The sequence below is a fragment of the Microbacterium oleivorans genome (assembly GCF_001644225.1).
Classification (GTDB): domain Bacteria; phylum Actinomycetota; class Actinomycetes; order Actinomycetales; family Microbacteriaceae; genus Microbacterium; species Microbacterium gawkjiense.
In genome coordinates this window covers 901,541-917,046 of sequence record NZ_LSTV01000001.1, presented here as the reverse complement: position 1 = coordinate 917,046, position 15,506 = coordinate 901,541, and the positions used below count along the sequence as shown (strand labels likewise).

Here is a 15,506-nt window from a genome sequence, read left to right as displayed (position 1 = left end):
GACGCCCGCGTGCCCGGCGGGCGTCGGAGCCCCCTCAGAATCGGGCCGGAACCGCACGCACGAACGCCTCGGCCCCCGACCGGTGGAACCGATTGGGGGCCGAGGCGTTGTGGAGGAGGCTCAGCTGCGGGCGTACTCGCCGAACCGCGCCCGGACCTTATTCACCTTCGGGACGGCGACGGCGAGGCAGTAGCCCTGACCGGGGTTCTTCGCGAAGAAGTCCTGGTGGTAGTCCTCGGCCGGGTACCACTCCGTCAGCGGCTCCATGGTGGTGACGAGTCCGCCGCCCCACCAGTCGGCGGCGCGCTCGGCGGCACGCTCGAACGTCTCGCGCTGCGCGTCGTCGGCGGGGAACATCGCCGACCGGTACTGGGTGCCGACGTCGTTGCCCTGGCGGTTCAGCTGCCGCGGGTCGTGCATCGTGAAGAACGCATCGAGGATGACGTCGGACGGGATGATCTCCTCGTCGAAGGTCACCTTGACCGCCTCGGCGTGCCCGGTGGTCCCGGTGCACACCTGCTCGTAGGTCGGCGACGGCACCGATCCGCCGACGTATCCCGACTCCACCGAGACGACTCCGTTGAGAGCGCGGTAGGCGGCGTCGAGACACCAGAAGCAGCCTCCGGCAAGCACATAGGTCTGCATGCGAGACCTTCCTTTCACTGTTGGATCGTCACCGGTGACAACGCGCGCGACGGCTGCGCTGTTCCCCGAGGGAGGAGTGTCGGAGGCCGAGCGTACCGTGTGGACCCGTCGGAGGAGGGACCATGAGCACCATCGCAGCGAGCACCGCCCACCGGCTCCGTGCATACCGGTTGGTCACGGTGTCCGACCGCGTGGCGCGTGTCGTCGACGGGTCGGGGCGCGTGATCGGCCACGTCGCACGGACCGGTGACGGTGACGGATGCCGCTACCGCGCCCGACGCTACCGCGCCGCGGCGGGCGGGTTCGTCGACGTCGGGGAGTTCTGGCGCGTCGAGGACGCCGTCGCCGCCCTCCACGACTCCCGCTGACGGTCGTTCAGACGATCGCGGCGACCGCTTCGCGCTCCTCGACGGGGTGGAGCGCGGTGCGACCGGTCACCTCCGGCCACACGCGCGCCAGCACGGCGACAGCCTGACGGATCTGCTCCGCCGGTGCGGTGAAGGGCAGGCGCAGGTGTCCGTCGTAGCCGCCGTCCACCGAGAAGCGCGGACCCGCCGAGAGGAGCACCCCCTCGCGACGAGCCGCCAGGACCAGGCCGCCGCTGCGCGGCGCGTCCAGCCCGACCCAGAGCGAGACACCGCCACGGGGCACCGGCACCGACCAGGTCGGCGCCATCTCGCGCAGCGCGGCGACGGCGGCATCCCTCCCCCGTCCGAGCAGCTCCGCCCGCTGGGGCAGGATCTCGTGCATCGAGCGGACCAGCCGCGTCGCGACGGCCTGCTCGAACTCCGCCGTCCCGAGGTCCCGCCGCGGCCGCGACGCGACGAGGCGGCGGACGAACGCCCGCTCGGCGCGCACCCATCCCACACGCAGTCCGCCCCAGACCGTCTTGCCGAGGGAGCCGATCCGGACGGCGCGCGGGCCGAAGTCGAGCGCCGCGGGGGTGTCGCCGTCGATGGAGAGCTCCGCCGTCGTCTCGTCGATCACGAGCACGGTGCCCGCGCCGTCGGCCGCGGCGCGGAACGTCGCCGCATCTGCCGTCGTCATGCTCCGACCTGTCGGATTCTGGAACCACGGCATGAGGTACGCGAGGGTGGGCCGGGCACGGCGGAAGGCCTGGACCGCGCGGTCGAGGTCCCAGCCGTCCTCCACGGTGACCGGGGTCCCCGTCACCCTTGCGCCCGTCGCCTTGATCGCCTCGGTCGCGTGCGGGTAGGTGGGCGTCTCGAGCAGCGCCGTCGTGCCCGGACGCAGGAGGGCGGAGGTGACGAGATGGATGGCGTGCTGGCCTCCGTTCGTCACCAGGATCTCGTCGGGAGCAGTCGGGAGGCCGCGCATCGTGTACCGGTCCGCGATCGCCGTGCGCAGCTCGCTGCTGCCGACGATGTCGTAGCCCGGTCGGCCGACGAGGGATGCCGCATCGGCACCGACCTCTGCGATGATCCCCGCGAGCCCGGGCCACGCAGCAGGACTCGCCTGCTGCAGGTCGATGCCGTCCCCGTCGTCGAAGACCCGGCCCGTCCCGCGGCGCACCTGCGGGAGCGTCACGCTCCCCGATCCGCGGGTGCTCTCGATGTGACCGCTGTCGCGCAGGGAGCGGTAGGCGGCGGCGACGGTCGCGCGGCTGAGTCCGAGGGTGACGGCGAGCTCCCGCTCGGCGGGAAGAGCGGTGTTGGCCGGGATGCGGTTGTCGAGGCAGAGCAGTCGGATGCCGTCGGCGAGGGCTTCGTAGGTGGGCGTCCGCGTCCGCCAGCCGCCGAGGGCGCTGGCGAGGGTCCGGGCGCCGATTCGAGAGTCCATGGTCCACCGATCCGAGATTGGACTGTGTGCAGGAGGCCAATCGTACGCTGGAATGGACTCATGACCCTCCGCCTCGTCCGTCTCGTCGTCGGCCTCGCTCTCTTCGGCATCGGATGCGCCGTGCTCGTCCAGGCCGGCATCGGCCTCGACCCCTGGACGGTGCTCGCCGAGGGACTCGCGCTGCAGACCGGGATCGGCATCGGCTGGATCGTCGTCCTCACCGGCGCCCTCGTCCTGCTGGCGTGGATCCCGCTCCGTCAGAAGCCCGGGATCGGGACGATCGCGAACATCCTCGTCGTCGGGACGGTCATGCAGGGCGCGCTGGCCGTGATCCCCCCGGTCGGGAACTACCTCTGGGGTGTCGTCGTCTTCCTCCTGGGCATCGCGCTCATCGCCGCCGCATCCGGGATCTACCTCGGGGCCGACCTCGGGCCGGGCCCTCGGGACGGACTCATGACGGGGCTGCACGCCCGCTTCGGCTGGCCGATCTGGGTGTGCCGGTTCGCGGTCGAGGGCAGCGTGCTCGTCACCGGCTGGCTCCTCGGCGGCACGGTCGGGCTCGGGACCGTCCTGTTCGCCGTCCTCATCGGCCCCGGCGTCCACCTCGCGCTCGACCTGTCGGCACGCTGGCGGGCCCTGCGCGTGCGCCGAGCGACCATCGCGGTCTGAGCGGTAGCCTGGGGAACGAGCATCCTTCCCTCCATAGCTCAGTGGACAGAGCGAGCGGTTTCTACCCGCCAGGTCGGGGGTTCGAATCCTCCTGGAGGGGCTCCGAGTCGCCGTGACCACGCCGACTCCTGTGGGAGGAGACCACGTGTCAGCTGCGGAGAACGACCGCCTCGTCTGGATCGACTGCGAGATGACGGGCCTCGACCTGTCGGTGGACGAGCTCGTCGAGGTCGCCGTCGTCATCACCGACTTCGACCTCCGCGTGCTCGACCCGGGGTTCCAGATCGTCATCAAGCCGGACGACTCAGCCCTCGCCCACATGAACGACTTCGTCACGAAGATGCACGAGAGCTCGGGGCTGCTGACCGAGATCCCGAACGGCGTCAGCCTCGCCGACGCCGAGTTCCAGGTGCTCGAGTACATCCAGCGCTTCGTGCCCGAGGGCAAGGCGCCGCTGGCGGGCAACACGATCGGCACGGACCGGATGTTCCTCGCCCGCTACATGCCGCGTGTCGACCGGTGGCTGCATTACCGCAACGTGGACGTGTCGAGCGTGAAGGAACTGGCCCGGCGCTGGTACCCCCGCGCGTACTTCAACGCCCCCGCGAAGGACGGCGGACACCGCGCCCTCGCCGACATCCGCGAGAGCATCCGCGAACTCGCGTACTACCGCGAGACGGTCTTCGTCGCCGCCCCCGGACCGACGAGCGACGACGCGCGGAGCGCCGCGGCCGCGACGGTGTCATCGTTCGCCTCGGGTCTGTAATACACTTGTGTGGTTGCCCGGAGACGGGCACATGGTGGGTATAGCTCAGTTGGTAGAGCACCTGGTTGTGGTCCAGGGGGTCGCGGGTTCGAGTCCCGTTACTCACCCCATGCTTTCCCCTCATGAGGCGCGATCGTGATCGAGATGGATGCCGAGGCCTTCGAGGACCTCGTGGCGTCCGAACTCGACGCCCTGCCCGATGAGATGGTCGCCGGTCTCGACAACGTCGTCTTCGTCGTCGAGGACCGTCCCGAGGACGGATCCCTCGATCTGCTCGGACTGTACGACGGCCTCGCCCTGACCGAGCGCGACCGGTACGGAATGGGGGATCTCCCCGACCGCATCATCGTCTACCGCGAGCCGCACCTGGATGCGTGCGACGACCTCGATCAGCTGCGCGACGAGGTGCACACGACACTCGTGCACGAGATCGCCCACTTCTACGGGATCGACGACACACGACTGCACGAACTGGGATGGGCGTGACATGAGCATCGCGAGCCCCGACCTCGACGAACAGGTCGACCTGCAGGCATCCACCTCGGGTCCCTGGCAGACGGTCGTCTGGAACGACCCGGTGAACCTCATGAGCTACGTCGTCCACGTCTTCCGCGAGTACTTCGGGTACTCCCGTGAGAAGGCGCACCGGTTGATGCTGGCGGTCCACCACGACGGGCACGCCGTCGTGGCCGAAGGGTCGCGGGAGCAGATGGAACTCCACGCGCAGGCGATGCACGATTACGGACTCTGGGCGACGGTGCGCGAGGCCGGCTCGTGACCGGTCGGCGAATCACCCTCGAGCTCACGCTGCTCGAGGCGGCGCACCTGTCGGACCTTCTCGCGCAGTTCGAGGAGGTCGTGGCCGAGCGCGACGCTCGCGATCCCGCCGTCCGCCGGCTCGTCCCCGATGCCTACCGCGACGACGCCGACGCAGCCGCGGAGTTCCGCCGGCTCACGCAGGACGACATCCTGGAGCGACGGCTGACGGATGCCGGGGTGGTGCGCGCGTCGCTGCGCCGGGACGGACGCGACCTGGACCCCGCGGAGCTCGACCGCACCCAGGCCGAGGACGCGCTGGTCGTCGAGCTGACGCCGGAGGTCGCCGGCGCGTGGCTGCGGACCCTCGCCGCGCTGCGGCTCGTGCTCGCGGAGCGACTCGGCGTCACCGGCGAGGACCACGACGGCGACGGGGATCCGCGCTTCGGGGTTTACGAGTGGGTCGGGTACCGACTCGACGTGCTCGTCCGCGCCCTCGACGGTTGAGGCCCGGTCAGGGCAGCGGCACGACGATCCGGGCGAGTTCGGCCGGTCGGTTCTCGCGCAGGTGCGCGTCCTCCTGCGCCGCCCACCGCTCCCAGTGCGGGCGATAGGCGTCGCCGTCGCGGGCGAGGGCGCGCGTCTTGCGCGCGACATCCGGTGCGTCCAGCCAGACCGTGATGTCCGCGAGAGCGGCGGATGCCGCGGTGAGGACGCCGGCCCCCTCGACAATGATCACCGGGGCGGGGTCCACCGTCGCGTGACGTCCCGACGGTCTGTCGCGGGACCAGTCCCACAGCGGCCATCGAGCGGCCTCCCCGCGCCGGAGCGGCGTCAGGACCCGTTCGTGCACGATGTCGGTCGCCGCCCGCAGGCCGTCCCACCCCGGATAGACGTCATCGAGCCGAACGACGGCCGCATCCGGGAACCGCGCGGCCAGCGTGTCGGCGAAGGTCGATTTGCCAGCACCCGAGCGTCCGTCGATCAGGACGAGAACCGGGACGCTGGGCGCCGCGTTCACCGCGTCGGCGACCCGCTTGATCCCCGCCGCGGCCGCAGTGGTGAGGGAGGAGTCAGCGGGTGAGGGCACGGATGACGCGGCTGAGCGCCCGTCCGGCGACCCACACGAAGGGGATCCCGACGGCGAGGAGCGACACGAGGTTCGGCTCGAACCGCAGGTCGTCGCCCTTGCGGATGTAGGCGCCGACCGGGATCGCGGCACCGCCGCCACCACCGCCGCCGCCGTTGGGGTCCTCCCCCGCGCCGAAGCCCGACCAGGTGAGGGCGACGGGGATGAGCCGGATGCCGTCGACGTCCTGCTGCTCGCCGTAGACGCTCGTGACACCGAGGGACGCGAACTGCTTGCCGAGTTCGAGAGGGAGGTTGGCCATGACGACCACGCTAGCCGGTCGCACGGTCGCGCACAGGGGCTTGCGCGTGACGCATCCTCACTCCTGCACCGGTCGCGGGTTGGTCGGCAGCGCATTGACGTCGCGTCTCGGGCCGAGTGTGCTCGCCCGCGTCACGGCGCCGCGCCCGAAGCGCGAGCGCGCGTCGTCGAGCGCGGCGTCGACGCGGCGCCACTCGGCATCGTCGTCCCACAGTGCGAGGCCGCCCACCCCGTCGGTGGTCAGCTTCTCGCCGCGGACGCCGATGAGGCGCACGGGTTGCACGAGGTCGATCTTCGAGAAGAGATCGAGGGCGACGTCGCCGATGCGTTGGCCGACGTTGGTGGGCTCGGGGACGCTCACCGACCGCGACAGCGTCGTGAAGTCGGAGAACCGCACCTTCACCGCGATCGTGCGGGCCTCCCAGCCGCCCGCGCGGAGGCGGCTCGCGACCCGGTCCGACAACCGCCGGAACTCGCTCCGCAGCGTCGCGACGTCGGACACGTCCTCGAGGAAGGTCTCCTCGTGACCCACGCTCTTCTCGGTGTGCTCGGTCTGCACGGACCGCGGATCGATCCCGCGGGCCAGCTGCGACACCCGTGCCCCCATCGCCGGTCCCAGCGCCCGGTCGAGCACGCCCCGGGGCGTGTTCAGGATGTCCGACACCATCCGGATGCCGCGGGCCTCGAGCGCCTCGGCTGCTTTCGGTCCCACGCCCCACAGCGCGCCCACGGGCCGCGCCGCGAGGAACGCCTGGGTCTCCGACTCACTGACGATGAGGAGGCCGTCGGGCTTCGACACGGTCGAGGCGATCTTGGCGACGTGCTTCGTGGCCGCGACGCCGATGCTGCACGTCAGTCCGGTCTCGTCGAGCACGCGACGCCGGACCATGCGGGCGATCTCGCCGGGACTCCCCCACAGCCGGCGCGCGCCGCTCACATCGAGGAACGCCTCGTCGATCGAGAGCGGCTCCACGAGCGGGGTGACGTCGCGGAAGATGGCCATGACCTTCTTCGACAGCTCCGAGTAGCGCTCGAACCGCGGCACGACGACGATCGCCTGCGGGCACAGCTGCAGGGCGCGGCCGACCGACATCGCGGAGCGCACGCCGAAGCGCCGAGCCTCGTACGAGGCGCTCGAGACGACGCCGCGCCCCTCCATGCCGCCGACGATGAGCGGCTTGCCCGCCAGGGAGGGGTCGTAGAGGACCTCGACCGACGCGTAGAACGCGTCCATGTCGACGTGGAGGATGCGGGTGCCGGTGTCGTCGGCGCCGTCGGGCGAGACGATCCGCCCCGTCCCGTCACCGCGTCCCATACCTCCATTGTCGACGATGCCGCCGACACCGGTACGGATCCGGTGCCGACGGCATCGTCAAGGCGTCACTGGCCGGCGCGCTCCAGGATGAGCTCGCGGACACGGGCGGCATCCGCCTGGCCCTTCATCGCCTTCATGACCGCACCGATGACGGCGCCGGCGGCCTGGACCTTGCCGTCCTGGATCTTCGCGAGCACGTCGGGCTGGGCGGCGAGGGCCTCGTCGATCGCGGCGATGAGCGCCCCGTCGTCCGAGACCACGGCGAGACCGCGGGCGTCGACGACCTCCTGGGGCGTGCCCTCCCCCGCGATGACGCCTTCCAGGACCTGGCGGGCCAGCTTGTCGGTGAGGGTGCCGGCATCCACCAGCTTCTGCAGCTGCGCCACCGACTCCGGCGACACGAGGGCGGCGGGCTCGGTGCCCTGCGCGTTCGCGATGCGGGTGATCTCGCCCGTCCACCACTTGCGGGCGGATGCCGGTGACGCGCCGGCGGCGATCGTCGCCTCGACCTCGGCGAGCAGCCCGCCGTTCGCGACGTCCTGGAACTCGAGGTCGGTGAACCCCCACTCCGCCTTCAGCCGGCGCCGGTACACCGCCGGAGCCTCGGGGAGCGCCGCGCGGAGCTCTTCGATCAGCTCTGCGGACGGCTCGACGGGGAGCAGGTCGGGCTCGGGGAAGTAGCGGTAGTCGTCGGCATCCGACTTGGGACGACCCGGCGAGGTGCGTCCGGTGTCCTCGTGCCAGTGCCGCGTCTCCTGGGTGATGGTGCCGCCGGCGGCGAGGATCGCGGCCTGCCGCTGGATCTCGTAGCGCACGGCGCGCTCGACCGAGCGCATCGAGTTGACGTTCTTCGTCTCGGTGCGGGTGCCGAGCTTCTCCTGTCCGCGCGGGCGCAGCGAGACGTTCGCGTCGCAGCGGAGGTTGCCGCGCTCCATGCGGGCCTCGGAGATGCCGAGCGAGCGCACGATGTCGCGGATCGCGGCGACGTAGGCCTTGGCGACCTCGGGGGCGCGGTGCTCCGTGCCGAAGATCGGCTTGGTGACGATCTCGACGAGGGGAACGCCGGCGCGGTTGTAGTCGACGAGCGAGTACTCGGCACCCTGGATGCGACCGGTCGCGCCGCCCATGTGGGTGAGCTTGCCCGCATCCTCCTCCATGTGCGCGCGCTCGATCGGCACGACGACGACGTCGCCGCCCTCGAGCTCGATCTCGACGCTGCCCTCGAAGGCGATGGGCTCGTCGTACTGCGAGATCTGGTAGTTCTTGCCGAGGTCCGGGTAGAAGTAGTTCTTCCGCGCGAACCGCGACGACGGCGCGATCGAGCAGCCGAGGGCGAGGCCCAGGCTGATCGAGTACCGCACGGCCGTCTCGTTGACGACGGGCAGCGACCCCGGGAGCCCCATGTCGACGGGCGCGACGAGCGTGTTGGGCGCCGCGTCGTGGTTCGCCTCGTTGGCGGGGTTGCCGGCGGGCGAGAACATCTTGGTCTCGGTGTTGAGCTCGACGTGGACCTCGAATCCGAGGACGGGCTCGAACAGCTCGAGCGCCTTGTCGAAGTCCATCAGCGCGTCCTTGGCCATCAGCGGGCTCCTCCGAGGATCGGGGCGCGGTCCAGGATCGGACCGCCCCAGCTGTCGACGAGCAGCGCCTCGAGCGCCGCCCCCACGCGGTACAGGCGCGCGTCCTCGCGGGCGGGAGCGACGAACTGGATGCCGACGGGCAACCCGTCCTCTGCCGCGAGGCCCGAGGGGATCGAGATGCCGGGGACGCCGGCGAGGTTGACCGGGATGGTCGTGACGTCGTTGAGGTACATCTGCAGCGGGTCGTCGAGCTGCTCGCCCAGACGGAACGCGGTCGTCGGCGCGGACGGCGTCGCGATGACGTCGACCTGCGCGAACGCCTCGTCGAAGTCGCGCTGGATGAGGGTGCGGACCTTCTGCGCGCTGCCGTAGTAGGCGTCGTAGTAGCCCGCCGAGAGCGCGTAGGTGCCGAGGATGACGCGGCGCTTGACCTCGTCGCCGAAGCCGGCGTCGCGCGTCGCGGCCATGACGTCCTCGACGGTGCCGCCGGGCACGTTCACCCGCATCCCGAAACGGACCGAGTCGAACTTCGCCAGGTTGCTGGACGCCTCCGCCGGGAGGATCAGGTAGTACGCGGCGACGCCGTACTCGAAGTGCGGTGCGCTGACCTCGACGATCTCGGCGCCGGCTGCCTCCATCGCGGCGAGGGACGCTCGGAAGGATGCCGAGACGCCGGACTGGAAGCCGGAGTCGTCGAGCTCGCGGATGACGCCGACCTTCAGACCCTTGAGGACCTCGCCGGTCGCGCCCTCGCGGGCGGCGGTGGCGAACGACGGCCAGGCGTCGGTCAGCGACGTCGCGTCGTGCGGGTCGTGTCCGCCGATGACGTCGTGCAGGAGCGCCGAGTCGAGGACGGTGCGCGAGACGGGACCGACCTGGTCGAGGCTGGAGGCGAGGGCGATCGCGCCGTAGCGGCTCACACCGCCGTATGTGGGCTTCATACCGACGGTGCCGGTGACGTGCGCGGGCTGGCGGATCGAGCCGCCCGTGTCGGAACCGAGCGCGAGCGGTGCTTCGAAGGCGGCGACCGCAGCGGCCGAACCGCCGCCGGAGCCGCCGGGGATCCGATCGAGGTCCCACGGGTTGCGGGTCGGGCCGTACGCCGAGTGCTCGGTCGACGAGCCCATCGCGAACTCGTCCATGTTGGTCTTGCCGAGCGGGACGAGGCCCGCCGCCCGGGATCGTGCGACGACGGTCGCGTCGTAGGGCGACATGTAGCCCTCGAGGATCTTCGAGCCGCTCGTGGAGGGCATGTCGGTCGTCACGAGGACGTCCTTGATCGCCAAGGGCACGCCGGCCAGCTCGCCGAGCTCCTCGCCGGCGGCGCGACGGCGGTCGATGTCCGCCGCGACCTCGACCGCGTGGTCGGAGACGTGGAGGAAGGCGTGCACGTCGCCGTCGACGGCGGCGATGCGGTCGAGGTGGACCTGCGTCGCCTCGACGCTCGAGAGCTCGCCGGAGCGCAGCTTCGCGGAGAGGTCGGCGGCGGTCAGTTTCAGGATGTCGCTCACTGCTCCTCCCCCAGGATCGCGGTCACGCGGAAGCGGCCGTCGGCGGCATCCGGTGCGTTCTGGAGCACCTCGTCGACGGTCAGCATGTCGCCGGGGACATCGGGGCGGAAGACGTTGCGCAGCGGGATCGGGTGGCTCGTCGCGACGACCTCGGGGGTGGCGACTTCGGACACCTTGGCGATGTTGTCGACGATCGCGTCGAGCTGGCCGGTGAGCCGCTCCACCTCCTCGTCGCTCAGCTGGATCCGGGCGAGCACGCCGAGATGGCGCACGAGATCGGGGGTGATTTCAGACACCCCGACAGTCTAGTTCGGGCCGGTCGCCCTCCCGAGCCCGCGCCGACCCGCGCCCTAGGCTGGGGGCGTGACCGATTCGCCCTCCGCCGATCGCCCGTGGCTCTCCTCGTACGGTGAGGGCGTCCCCCTGGACCTGCCGCCCATCGACGGGTCGTTGATGGACCTGCTCGACGAGTCCGCGCGCGACTACCCGGACGCGCCCGCCCTCCAGTTCTTCGGCCGCGAGACGACCTACGCGGCCCTGCACGACGCCGTGAACCGGGCCGCCGCGGGGCTGCGCGATCTCGGGGTGAACAAGGGCGACCGGGTCGCGATCGTCCTCCCCAACTGCCCGCAGCACATCATCGCGTTCTACGCCGTCCTGCGACTGGGCGCGGTCGTCGTCGAGCACAACCCGCTCTACACCCCGCGGGAGCTGCGGACGCAGTTCCAGGACCACGGCGCGCGGCACGCCATCGTGTGGGACAAGGTCGCGCCGACCGTGCAGGGGTTCCCCGCCGATCTCCGGGTCGAGGCGCTCATCGCCGTCGACGTCACGCGGGCGCTGCCGCTGCACACCCGTCTCGCGCTCCGCCTGCCGGTGAGGAAGGCGCGGGAATCGCGTGCCGCGTTGACCTCGCCGGCGCGCGGTGCGCTGTCGTGGGATGACCTCGTGCGGACGCCGGCACTGGCGGCATCCCACCCCGGTCCGCAGACCGACGACCTCGCGGTCCTGCAGTACACCTCGGGGACGACGGGCACGCCGAAGGGGGCGATGCTGACGCACCGAAACCTGCTCGCCAACGCCCGGCAGAGCCAGGCGTTCATCCCGGCCGTGCAGCGCGGGGACGGATGCGTCTTCTACGCCGTCCTGCCGATGTTCCACGCCTACGGGCTCACCCTCTGCCTCACCTTCGCGATGTCGATGGGGGCGCGTCTCGTGCTCTTCCCCAAGTTCGACGCGGACATGGTGATCGATGCGATCAAGAAGCACCCGCCCACCGTCCTCCCGCTCGTCCCTCCCATCGCCGAGCGGCTGCTCGCGCGGGCACGCGAGCGCGGCGCTTCGATCCGCGGCATCCGGATCGGCGTCTCGGGGGCGATGGCCCTGTCCCCTGCCCTCGTCGAGCCGTTCGAGGAGGCCACCGGCGGTTACCTCATCGAGGGCTACGGCCTGAGCGAGTGCTCCCCCGTCCTCATGGTCAACCCGCCCGCCGACAACCGGAAGGCGGGCACCATCGGCATCCCGATCCCGGGGACGGACGCGCGGGTCGTCGACCCCGACAACCCGTCGCGTGTCCTCGGCGACGGCGGGCCGGGCGAGCTGGTCGTGCGGGGACCGCAGGTGTTCTCGGGGTACTACGGTAAGCCGGAGGAGACCGAGAAGGTGCTCGTCGACGGCTGGTTCCACACCGGCGATATCGTCGAGCGCGACGCCGACGGCTTCTTCCGCGTGGTCGACCGCCTCAAGGAGCTGATCGTCACCGGCGGCTTCAACGTGTCGCCCACCGAGGTCGAGGCCACGCTCCGACAGCACCCGCAGGTGGCGGATGCCGCCGTCGTCGGTCTCCCCGACGCACACAGCGGCGAGCAGGTCGTCGCCGTCGTGATCCCCGCCCCGGGGATGAGCGAAGTCGACGTCGAGGACGTCCGCGCGTTCGCCCGCACCCGGCTGACGCCCTACAAGGTGCCGAAGCGGATCGAGACGGTCGTCGAGCTGCCGCGCTCGCTCATCGGCAAGGTCCTGCGCCGACAGGTGCGCGACGCGCTCCTCGCGAAGGACGCCTGAGCGTCACTCCGCGGCGGGAACGTCGCCGAGCGCGGCCGGACCCTCGGTGACGAGGACGTGGAACTGCGCGGCGTCGATGATCCGGATGCCGAGGGCCTCGGCCTTCGCGAGCTTCGATCCCGCACCGGGCCCGGCGGCGACGAAGTCCGTCTTCTTCGAGACGCTCGACGCCGCTTTGCCGCCCGCCTGCATGATGGCCTCCTGCGCGCCCTCGCGGGTGTACCCCTCGAGCGAGCCCGTCGCGACGACGGTGATGCCCTCGAGCACTCCTCCGGCCGCGGCCGCGGCGCCGGGTCCCGGGTGCCCGGGCGTGGCCAGCCGCGCGCCCGCGGCGGTCCAGCGGTCGACGATCTCGACGTGCCAGTCGACGGCGAACCAGTCGATGAGCGCGTCGGCGATGATCCCGCCGACACCGTCGACCGCAGCGAGCTCGTCGCGCGAGGCGGCCCGGATCGCGTCGAGCGACCCGAAGTACTGCGCCAGCGCGCGCGCGGCGACGGGTCCGACGTGGCGGATGTTCAACGCGACGAGGAAGCGCCACAGATCCTTCGTCTTGGCCTTCTCGAGCTCGTCGATGAGGGTGAGGGCCTGCGCCGACGGCTGCGGACCCGTGAGGCCCTCCTTCTTCTCCGCCGCGGTGGGGTTGCGGCGGAACGGCGCGCGGCGGACGACCTCGCCGGTGCTCTCGTCGACCCGCGGCTCGCCGGTCTCGGCGTCGCGGACGATGACCTCGATGGGCACGAGCCGCTCCAGGGTCAGCTCGAACAGTCCCGCCTCGGTCTCGAGCGCCGGCTGCTGCGGATCGATCGGTTGGGTCAGCGCGGCCGCAGTGACCTCGCCGAGCGCCTCGATGTCGAGTGCGCCGCGCGAGCCGATGTGCTCGACGCGCCCGCGGACCTGTGCGGGGCAGCCGCGCGTGTTGGGGCAGCGCAGGTCGATGTCGCCCTCTTTGGCCGGCGCGAGGGTCGATCCGCACTCCGGGCACGCCGTCGGCATGACGAAGGCGCGCTCCGTGCCGTCGCGGAGTTCGGCGACCGGGCCCAGCACCTCGGGGATGACGTCCCCGGCCTTGCGGAGCACGACCATGTCGCCGATCAGGACGCCCTTCGCCTTGACGACGTCCTGGTTGTGCAGGGTCGCCTGGCGCACGACGCTACCCGCGACGAGCGCCGGCGCCATCTGCGCGTACGGGGTGGCGCGCCCGGTGCGCCCGACCGAGACGATGATGTCGAGGAGCCGCGTCTGCACCTCTTCGGGCGGGTACTTGTACGCGATCGCCCAGCGCGGGGCACGGCTGGTCGCGCCGAGCTCGTCGTGCAGGGACAGCTCGTCGACCTTCACGACGATGCCGTCGAGTTCGTGCGCGACCGAGTGGCGCTTCTCGCCGTACTCGGCGACGAAGGCGAGGACGCCGTCGACGTCGTCGAACGTCTGCGGATAGGGGCTGACCGGCAGGCCCCATTCGGCGAGCAAGCCGTACACCTCGCTCTGAGCGGACACGGGCGGGTCGGGCCAGGCGCCGATGCCGTGGACGTACATGCGGAGGGACGAGAGACGGGCCTCGCCGGCTTCGAGTTCGAGCCCCGACTTCTTGTCGAGCTGCTGGCGCAGCCCTCCGCTCGCGGCGTTGCGCGGATTGGCGAACGCCGGAAAGCGTCGCGCCGCGCTCTTCTGCGCCTTCTCCTCGTCGTAACGGGGACGGGAGGCGGCGTCTGCGACGACGCGGTCGCGCAGACGCGCCTGCAGCGCGTTGAGGTCCTCGAACGCCGCCACCGGGATGAAGACCTCCCCCCGCACCTCGACGAGAGGGGGATGCCCCTCCCCCGACAGCCGCTCCGGGATCCCGGCCACGCGCACCGCGTTCACCGTGACGTCCTCCCCGATGCGGCCGTCGCCGCGGGTCGCCGCCGAGGTCAGCACACCGTTCTCGTAACGCAGCGAGATGGCGAGCCCGTCGATCTTGAGCTCCGTCAGCCATCGCACCTTGCGCCCCGCTGCGGCCTCGGCCTTCGTGCACCACTCCCGCAGTTCGTCCGGCGAGAAGACGTTGTCGAGGCTCAGCATCCGCTCGGCGTGCTCGACGGGAGCGAACATCGACGACTCCGCCGCGCCGACGGTCTGCGTCGGCGAATCCTGCCCCTGCAGCTCGGGGTGCGCGCGCTCGATCGCTTCGAGGCGCTGCATCCACCCGTCGTAGGTGGCGTCGTCGACCAGACCGACGTCGCCCCCGTAGTAGGCCTCGCGCGCGCCGATGATCTTCTCCGTGAGCCGCGCGGCCTCTGCGCGGGCCTCATCGAGGGTCAGTTCGGGGAGTTCTGCGTCAGCCACATCGACAGTGTAGGGAGGGCCGGCGACACGACCGGGACCGTATCGCACTCCGGCACGATGCGGTAGACGAAGGTCCCGGAGTAACGGAACACCTCGCCGAGCAGCGGCATCCGCAGTCGGACGTCGACGCGCTGCCGGCCGTTCCCGTCCTCCGTCTCCCGGACCTCCACCCCCGCGATGCGCGGCAGCGGGACCCGGAGGCCGCGGATCCGCCACGCGAGACGGCGCGAGCGCAGCAGCATCCCCTCCGCCGACGCACGGGCGGCCAGGCGGACCTCGAGACCGCCGCGGCGACCGAGCCGTTGGACGATCTCGCCGCCGTCGACGTGCATCGTGTCGCGCATAACGCGGGTCGCCCGCGGGAAACCGAACCAGCGCATGCCCCGGAGTGTGCCGTCCGCGGCGGCCCGGTTCTCCACCACGAACGGGATGTCGCGCCCGCTCTCGGCGAACAGCACGTCGTGCCGCGCGGACCACCGCAGCAGAGCCCCGGCCGCGCGCCGGTAGCGCGAGCCGACGATCTCGTAGACGCCCTCCCCCACGCCGACGTGCCCCTCCGGCACCGGGCCGAAGTAGCGTCGCAGTACCGGAGGCAGCGAGCGGATGCCGGATCCGACGGCGCGTTCGTACACGGATGCGGCGTGTTCCCGGCCCTCGGAGTCCATGGTCGGAATCTACCGGC

Annotated in this window: 17 protein-coding genes and 2 tRNA genes; 9 read left to right on the top strand and 10 right to left on the bottom strand. The window is 71.4% G+C overall.

Going from position 1 to position 15,506, the window contains the following annotated elements:
- Nucleotides 1–120: 120 nt before the first annotated feature.
- Entirely contained in the window at nt 121–645 is a 525-nt protein-coding gene (gene msrA / locus AYL44_RS04370; RefSeq protein WP_064001997.1) for a peptide-methionine (S)-S-oxide reductase MsrA, read from the bottom strand.
- 122 nt (nt 646–767) lie between these two features.
- Between msrA and AYL44_RS04365 the strand changes: the two genes are divergently transcribed.
- Entirely contained in the window at nt 768–1,013 is a 246-nt protein-coding gene (locus tag AYL44_RS04365; RefSeq protein ID WP_064001996.1) for a hypothetical protein, read from the top strand.
- Between the two features lie 7 nt (nt 1,014–1,020).
- Here the strand turns inward: AYL44_RS04365 and AYL44_RS04360 are convergent, their stop codons facing one another.
- A complete protein-coding gene (locus tag AYL44_RS04360; protein ID WP_064001995.1) occupies nt 1,021–2,445 on the bottom strand; it encodes a PLP-dependent aminotransferase family protein in 1,425 nt (474 codons plus the stop codon).
- A gap of 60 nt (nt 2,446–2,505) precedes the next feature.
- On the opposite strand from AYL44_RS04360, the gene AYL44_RS04355 reads away from it, so the two are divergent.
- The 7 genes from AYL44_RS04355 to AYL44_RS04325 all read left to right on the top strand — a co-directional run bounded on the left by AYL44_RS04355 (nt 2,506) and on the right by AYL44_RS04325 (nt 5,143).
- Nucleotides 2,506–3,114 (top strand): YczE/YyaS/YitT family protein, encoded by a 609-nt coding sequence (locus tag AYL44_RS04355; protein ID WP_064001994.1) that lies wholly within the window; start codon nt 2,506–2,508, stop codon nt 3,112–3,114.
- Nucleotides 3,115–3,141: 27 nt separating this feature from the next.
- Nucleotides 3,142–3,214 (top strand) — tRNA-Arg (locus tag AYL44_RS04350).
- A gap of 45 nt (nt 3,215–3,259) precedes the next feature.
- Nucleotides 3,260–3,880, top strand: coding sequence for an oligoribonuclease (gene orn, locus AYL44_RS04345; protein ID WP_082886092.1), 621 nt, complete (start codon nt 3,260–3,262; stop codon nt 3,878–3,880).
- A 34-nt stretch (nt 3,881–3,914) separates the two neighbouring features.
- A tRNA-His gene (locus AYL44_RS04340) sits at nt 3,915–3,990 on the top strand.
- Nucleotides 3,991–4,024: 34 nt separating this feature from the next.
- Nucleotides 4,025–4,366 carry a metallopeptidase family protein gene (locus tag AYL44_RS04335; RefSeq protein WP_064002475.1) on the top strand — a complete coding sequence of 114 codons (342 nt, stop codon included), beginning with the start codon at nt 4,025–4,027 and terminating at the stop codon, nt 4,364–4,366.
- 1 nt (nt 4,367) lies between these two features.
- Nucleotides 4,368–4,658 (top strand): ATP-dependent Clp protease adapter ClpS, encoded by a 291-nt coding sequence (clpS, locus tag AYL44_RS04330; RefSeq protein ID WP_064001993.1) that lies wholly within the window; start codon nt 4,368–4,370, stop codon nt 4,656–4,658.
- Nucleotides 4,655–5,143 carry a DUF2017 family protein gene (locus AYL44_RS04325; protein ID WP_064001992.1) on the top strand — a complete coding sequence of 163 codons (489 nt, stop codon included), beginning with the start codon at nt 4,655–4,657 and terminating at the stop codon, nt 5,141–5,143. The genes clpS and AYL44_RS04325 overlap by 4 nt, the downstream gene beginning before the upstream one ends.
- A gap of 7 nt (nt 5,144–5,150) precedes the next feature.
- Here AYL44_RS04325 and AYL44_RS14765 read toward each other — a convergent pair whose 3' ends face one another.
- The 6 genes from AYL44_RS14765 to gatC all read right to left on the bottom strand — a co-directional run bounded on the left by AYL44_RS14765 (nt 5,151) and on the right by gatC (nt 10,728).
- Nucleotides 5,151–5,726 (bottom strand): aminobenzoate synthetase, encoded by a 576-nt coding sequence (locus AYL44_RS14765; protein ID WP_064001991.1) that lies wholly within the window; start codon nt 5,724–5,726, stop codon nt 5,151–5,153.
- Entirely contained in the window at nt 5,710–6,027 is a 318-nt protein-coding gene (locus AYL44_RS14760; RefSeq protein ID WP_064002474.1) for a hypothetical protein, read from the bottom strand. Before AYL44_RS14760 ends, AYL44_RS14765 begins: the two co-directional genes overlap by 17 nt.
- A gap of 57 nt (nt 6,028–6,084) precedes the next feature.
- Nucleotides 6,085–7,341, bottom strand: a complete 1,257-nt coding sequence (gene dinB, locus AYL44_RS04310) for a DNA polymerase IV (RefSeq protein WP_064001990.1) — start codon at nt 7,339–7,341, stop codon at nt 6,085–6,087.
- Nucleotides 7,342–7,406: 65 nt separating this feature from the next.
- Nucleotides 7,407–8,921, bottom strand: coding sequence for an Asp-tRNA(Asn)/Glu-tRNA(Gln) amidotransferase subunit GatB (gene gatB, locus AYL44_RS04305; protein ID WP_064001989.1), 1,515 nt, complete (start codon nt 8,919–8,921; stop codon nt 7,407–7,409).
- The gene (gene gatA / locus AYL44_RS04300; protein WP_064001988.1) at nt 8,921–10,432 is read right to left on the bottom strand and encodes an Asp-tRNA(Asn)/Glu-tRNA(Gln) amidotransferase subunit GatA; all 1,512 of its coding nucleotides are present in this window, start codon (nt 10,430–10,432) and stop codon (nt 8,921–8,923) included. The genes gatB and gatA overlap by 1 nt, the downstream gene beginning before the upstream one ends.
- Nucleotides 10,429–10,728 carry an Asp-tRNA(Asn)/Glu-tRNA(Gln) amidotransferase subunit GatC gene (gatC, locus tag AYL44_RS04295; RefSeq protein WP_064001987.1) on the bottom strand — a complete coding sequence of 100 codons (300 nt, stop codon included), beginning with the start codon at nt 10,726–10,728 and terminating at the stop codon, nt 10,429–10,431. Before gatC ends, gatA begins: the two co-directional genes overlap by 4 nt.
- A 67-nt stretch (nt 10,729–10,795) precedes the next feature.
- Between gatC and AYL44_RS04290 the strand changes: the two genes are divergently transcribed.
- Nucleotides 10,796–12,496, top strand: a complete 1,701-nt coding sequence (locus tag AYL44_RS04290; RefSeq protein WP_064001986.1) for a long-chain-fatty-acid--CoA ligase — start codon at nt 10,796–10,798, stop codon at nt 12,494–12,496.
- A gap of 3 nt (nt 12,497–12,499) precedes the next feature.
- On the opposite strand, the gene ligA is transcribed toward AYL44_RS04290, so the two are convergent.
- Both ligA and AYL44_RS04280 read right to left on the bottom strand, forming a co-directional pair.
- On the bottom strand, nt 12,500–14,824 hold the full coding sequence (gene ligA, locus AYL44_RS04285) for an NAD-dependent DNA ligase LigA (protein WP_064001985.1): 2,325 nt from the start codon (nt 14,822–14,824) through the stop codon (nt 12,500–12,502).
- Nucleotides 14,797–15,489, bottom strand: a complete 693-nt coding sequence (locus tag AYL44_RS04280) for a DUF4166 domain-containing protein (RefSeq protein ID WP_064002473.1) — start codon at nt 15,487–15,489, stop codon at nt 14,797–14,799. Before AYL44_RS04280 ends, ligA begins: the two co-directional genes overlap by 28 nt.
- Nucleotides 15,490–15,506 lie beyond the last annotated feature (17 nt).

Coding starts and splice junctions, on each gene's coding strand:
- msrA (WP_064001997.1), bottom strand. CDS start 645: ATGCAGACCTATGTGCTTGCCGGAGGCTGCTTCTGGTGTCTCGACGCC.
- AYL44_RS04365 (WP_064001996.1), top strand. CDS start 768: ATGAGCACCATCGCAGCGAGCACCGCCCACCGGCTCCGTGCATACCGG.
- AYL44_RS04360 (WP_064001995.1), bottom strand. CDS start 2,445: ATGGACTCTCGAATCGGCGCCCGGACCCTCGCCAGCGCCCTCGGCGGC.
- AYL44_RS04355 (WP_064001994.1), top strand. CDS start 2,506: ATGACCCTCCGCCTCGTCCGTCTCGTCGTCGGCCTCGCTCTCTTCGGC.
- AYL44_RS04335 (WP_064002475.1), top strand. CDS start 4,025: ATGGATGCCGAGGCCTTCGAGGACCTCGTGGCGTCCGAACTCGACGCC.
- clpS (WP_064001993.1), top strand. CDS start 4,368: ATGAGCATCGCGAGCCCCGACCTCGACGAACAGGTCGACCTGCAGGCA.
- AYL44_RS14760 (WP_064002474.1), bottom strand. CDS start 6,027: ATGGCCAACCTCCCTCTCGAACTCGGCAAGCAGTTCGCGTCCCTCGGT.
- dinB (WP_064001990.1), bottom strand. CDS start 7,341: ATGGGACGCGGTGACGGGACGGGGCGGATCGTCTCGCCCGACGGCGCC.
- gatB (WP_064001989.1), bottom strand. CDS start 8,921: ATGGCCAAGGACGCGCTGATGGACTTCGACAAGGCGCTCGAGCTGTTC.
- AYL44_RS04280 (WP_064002473.1), bottom strand. CDS start 15,489: ATGGACTCCGAGGGCCGGGAACACGCCGCATCCGTGTACGAACGCGCC.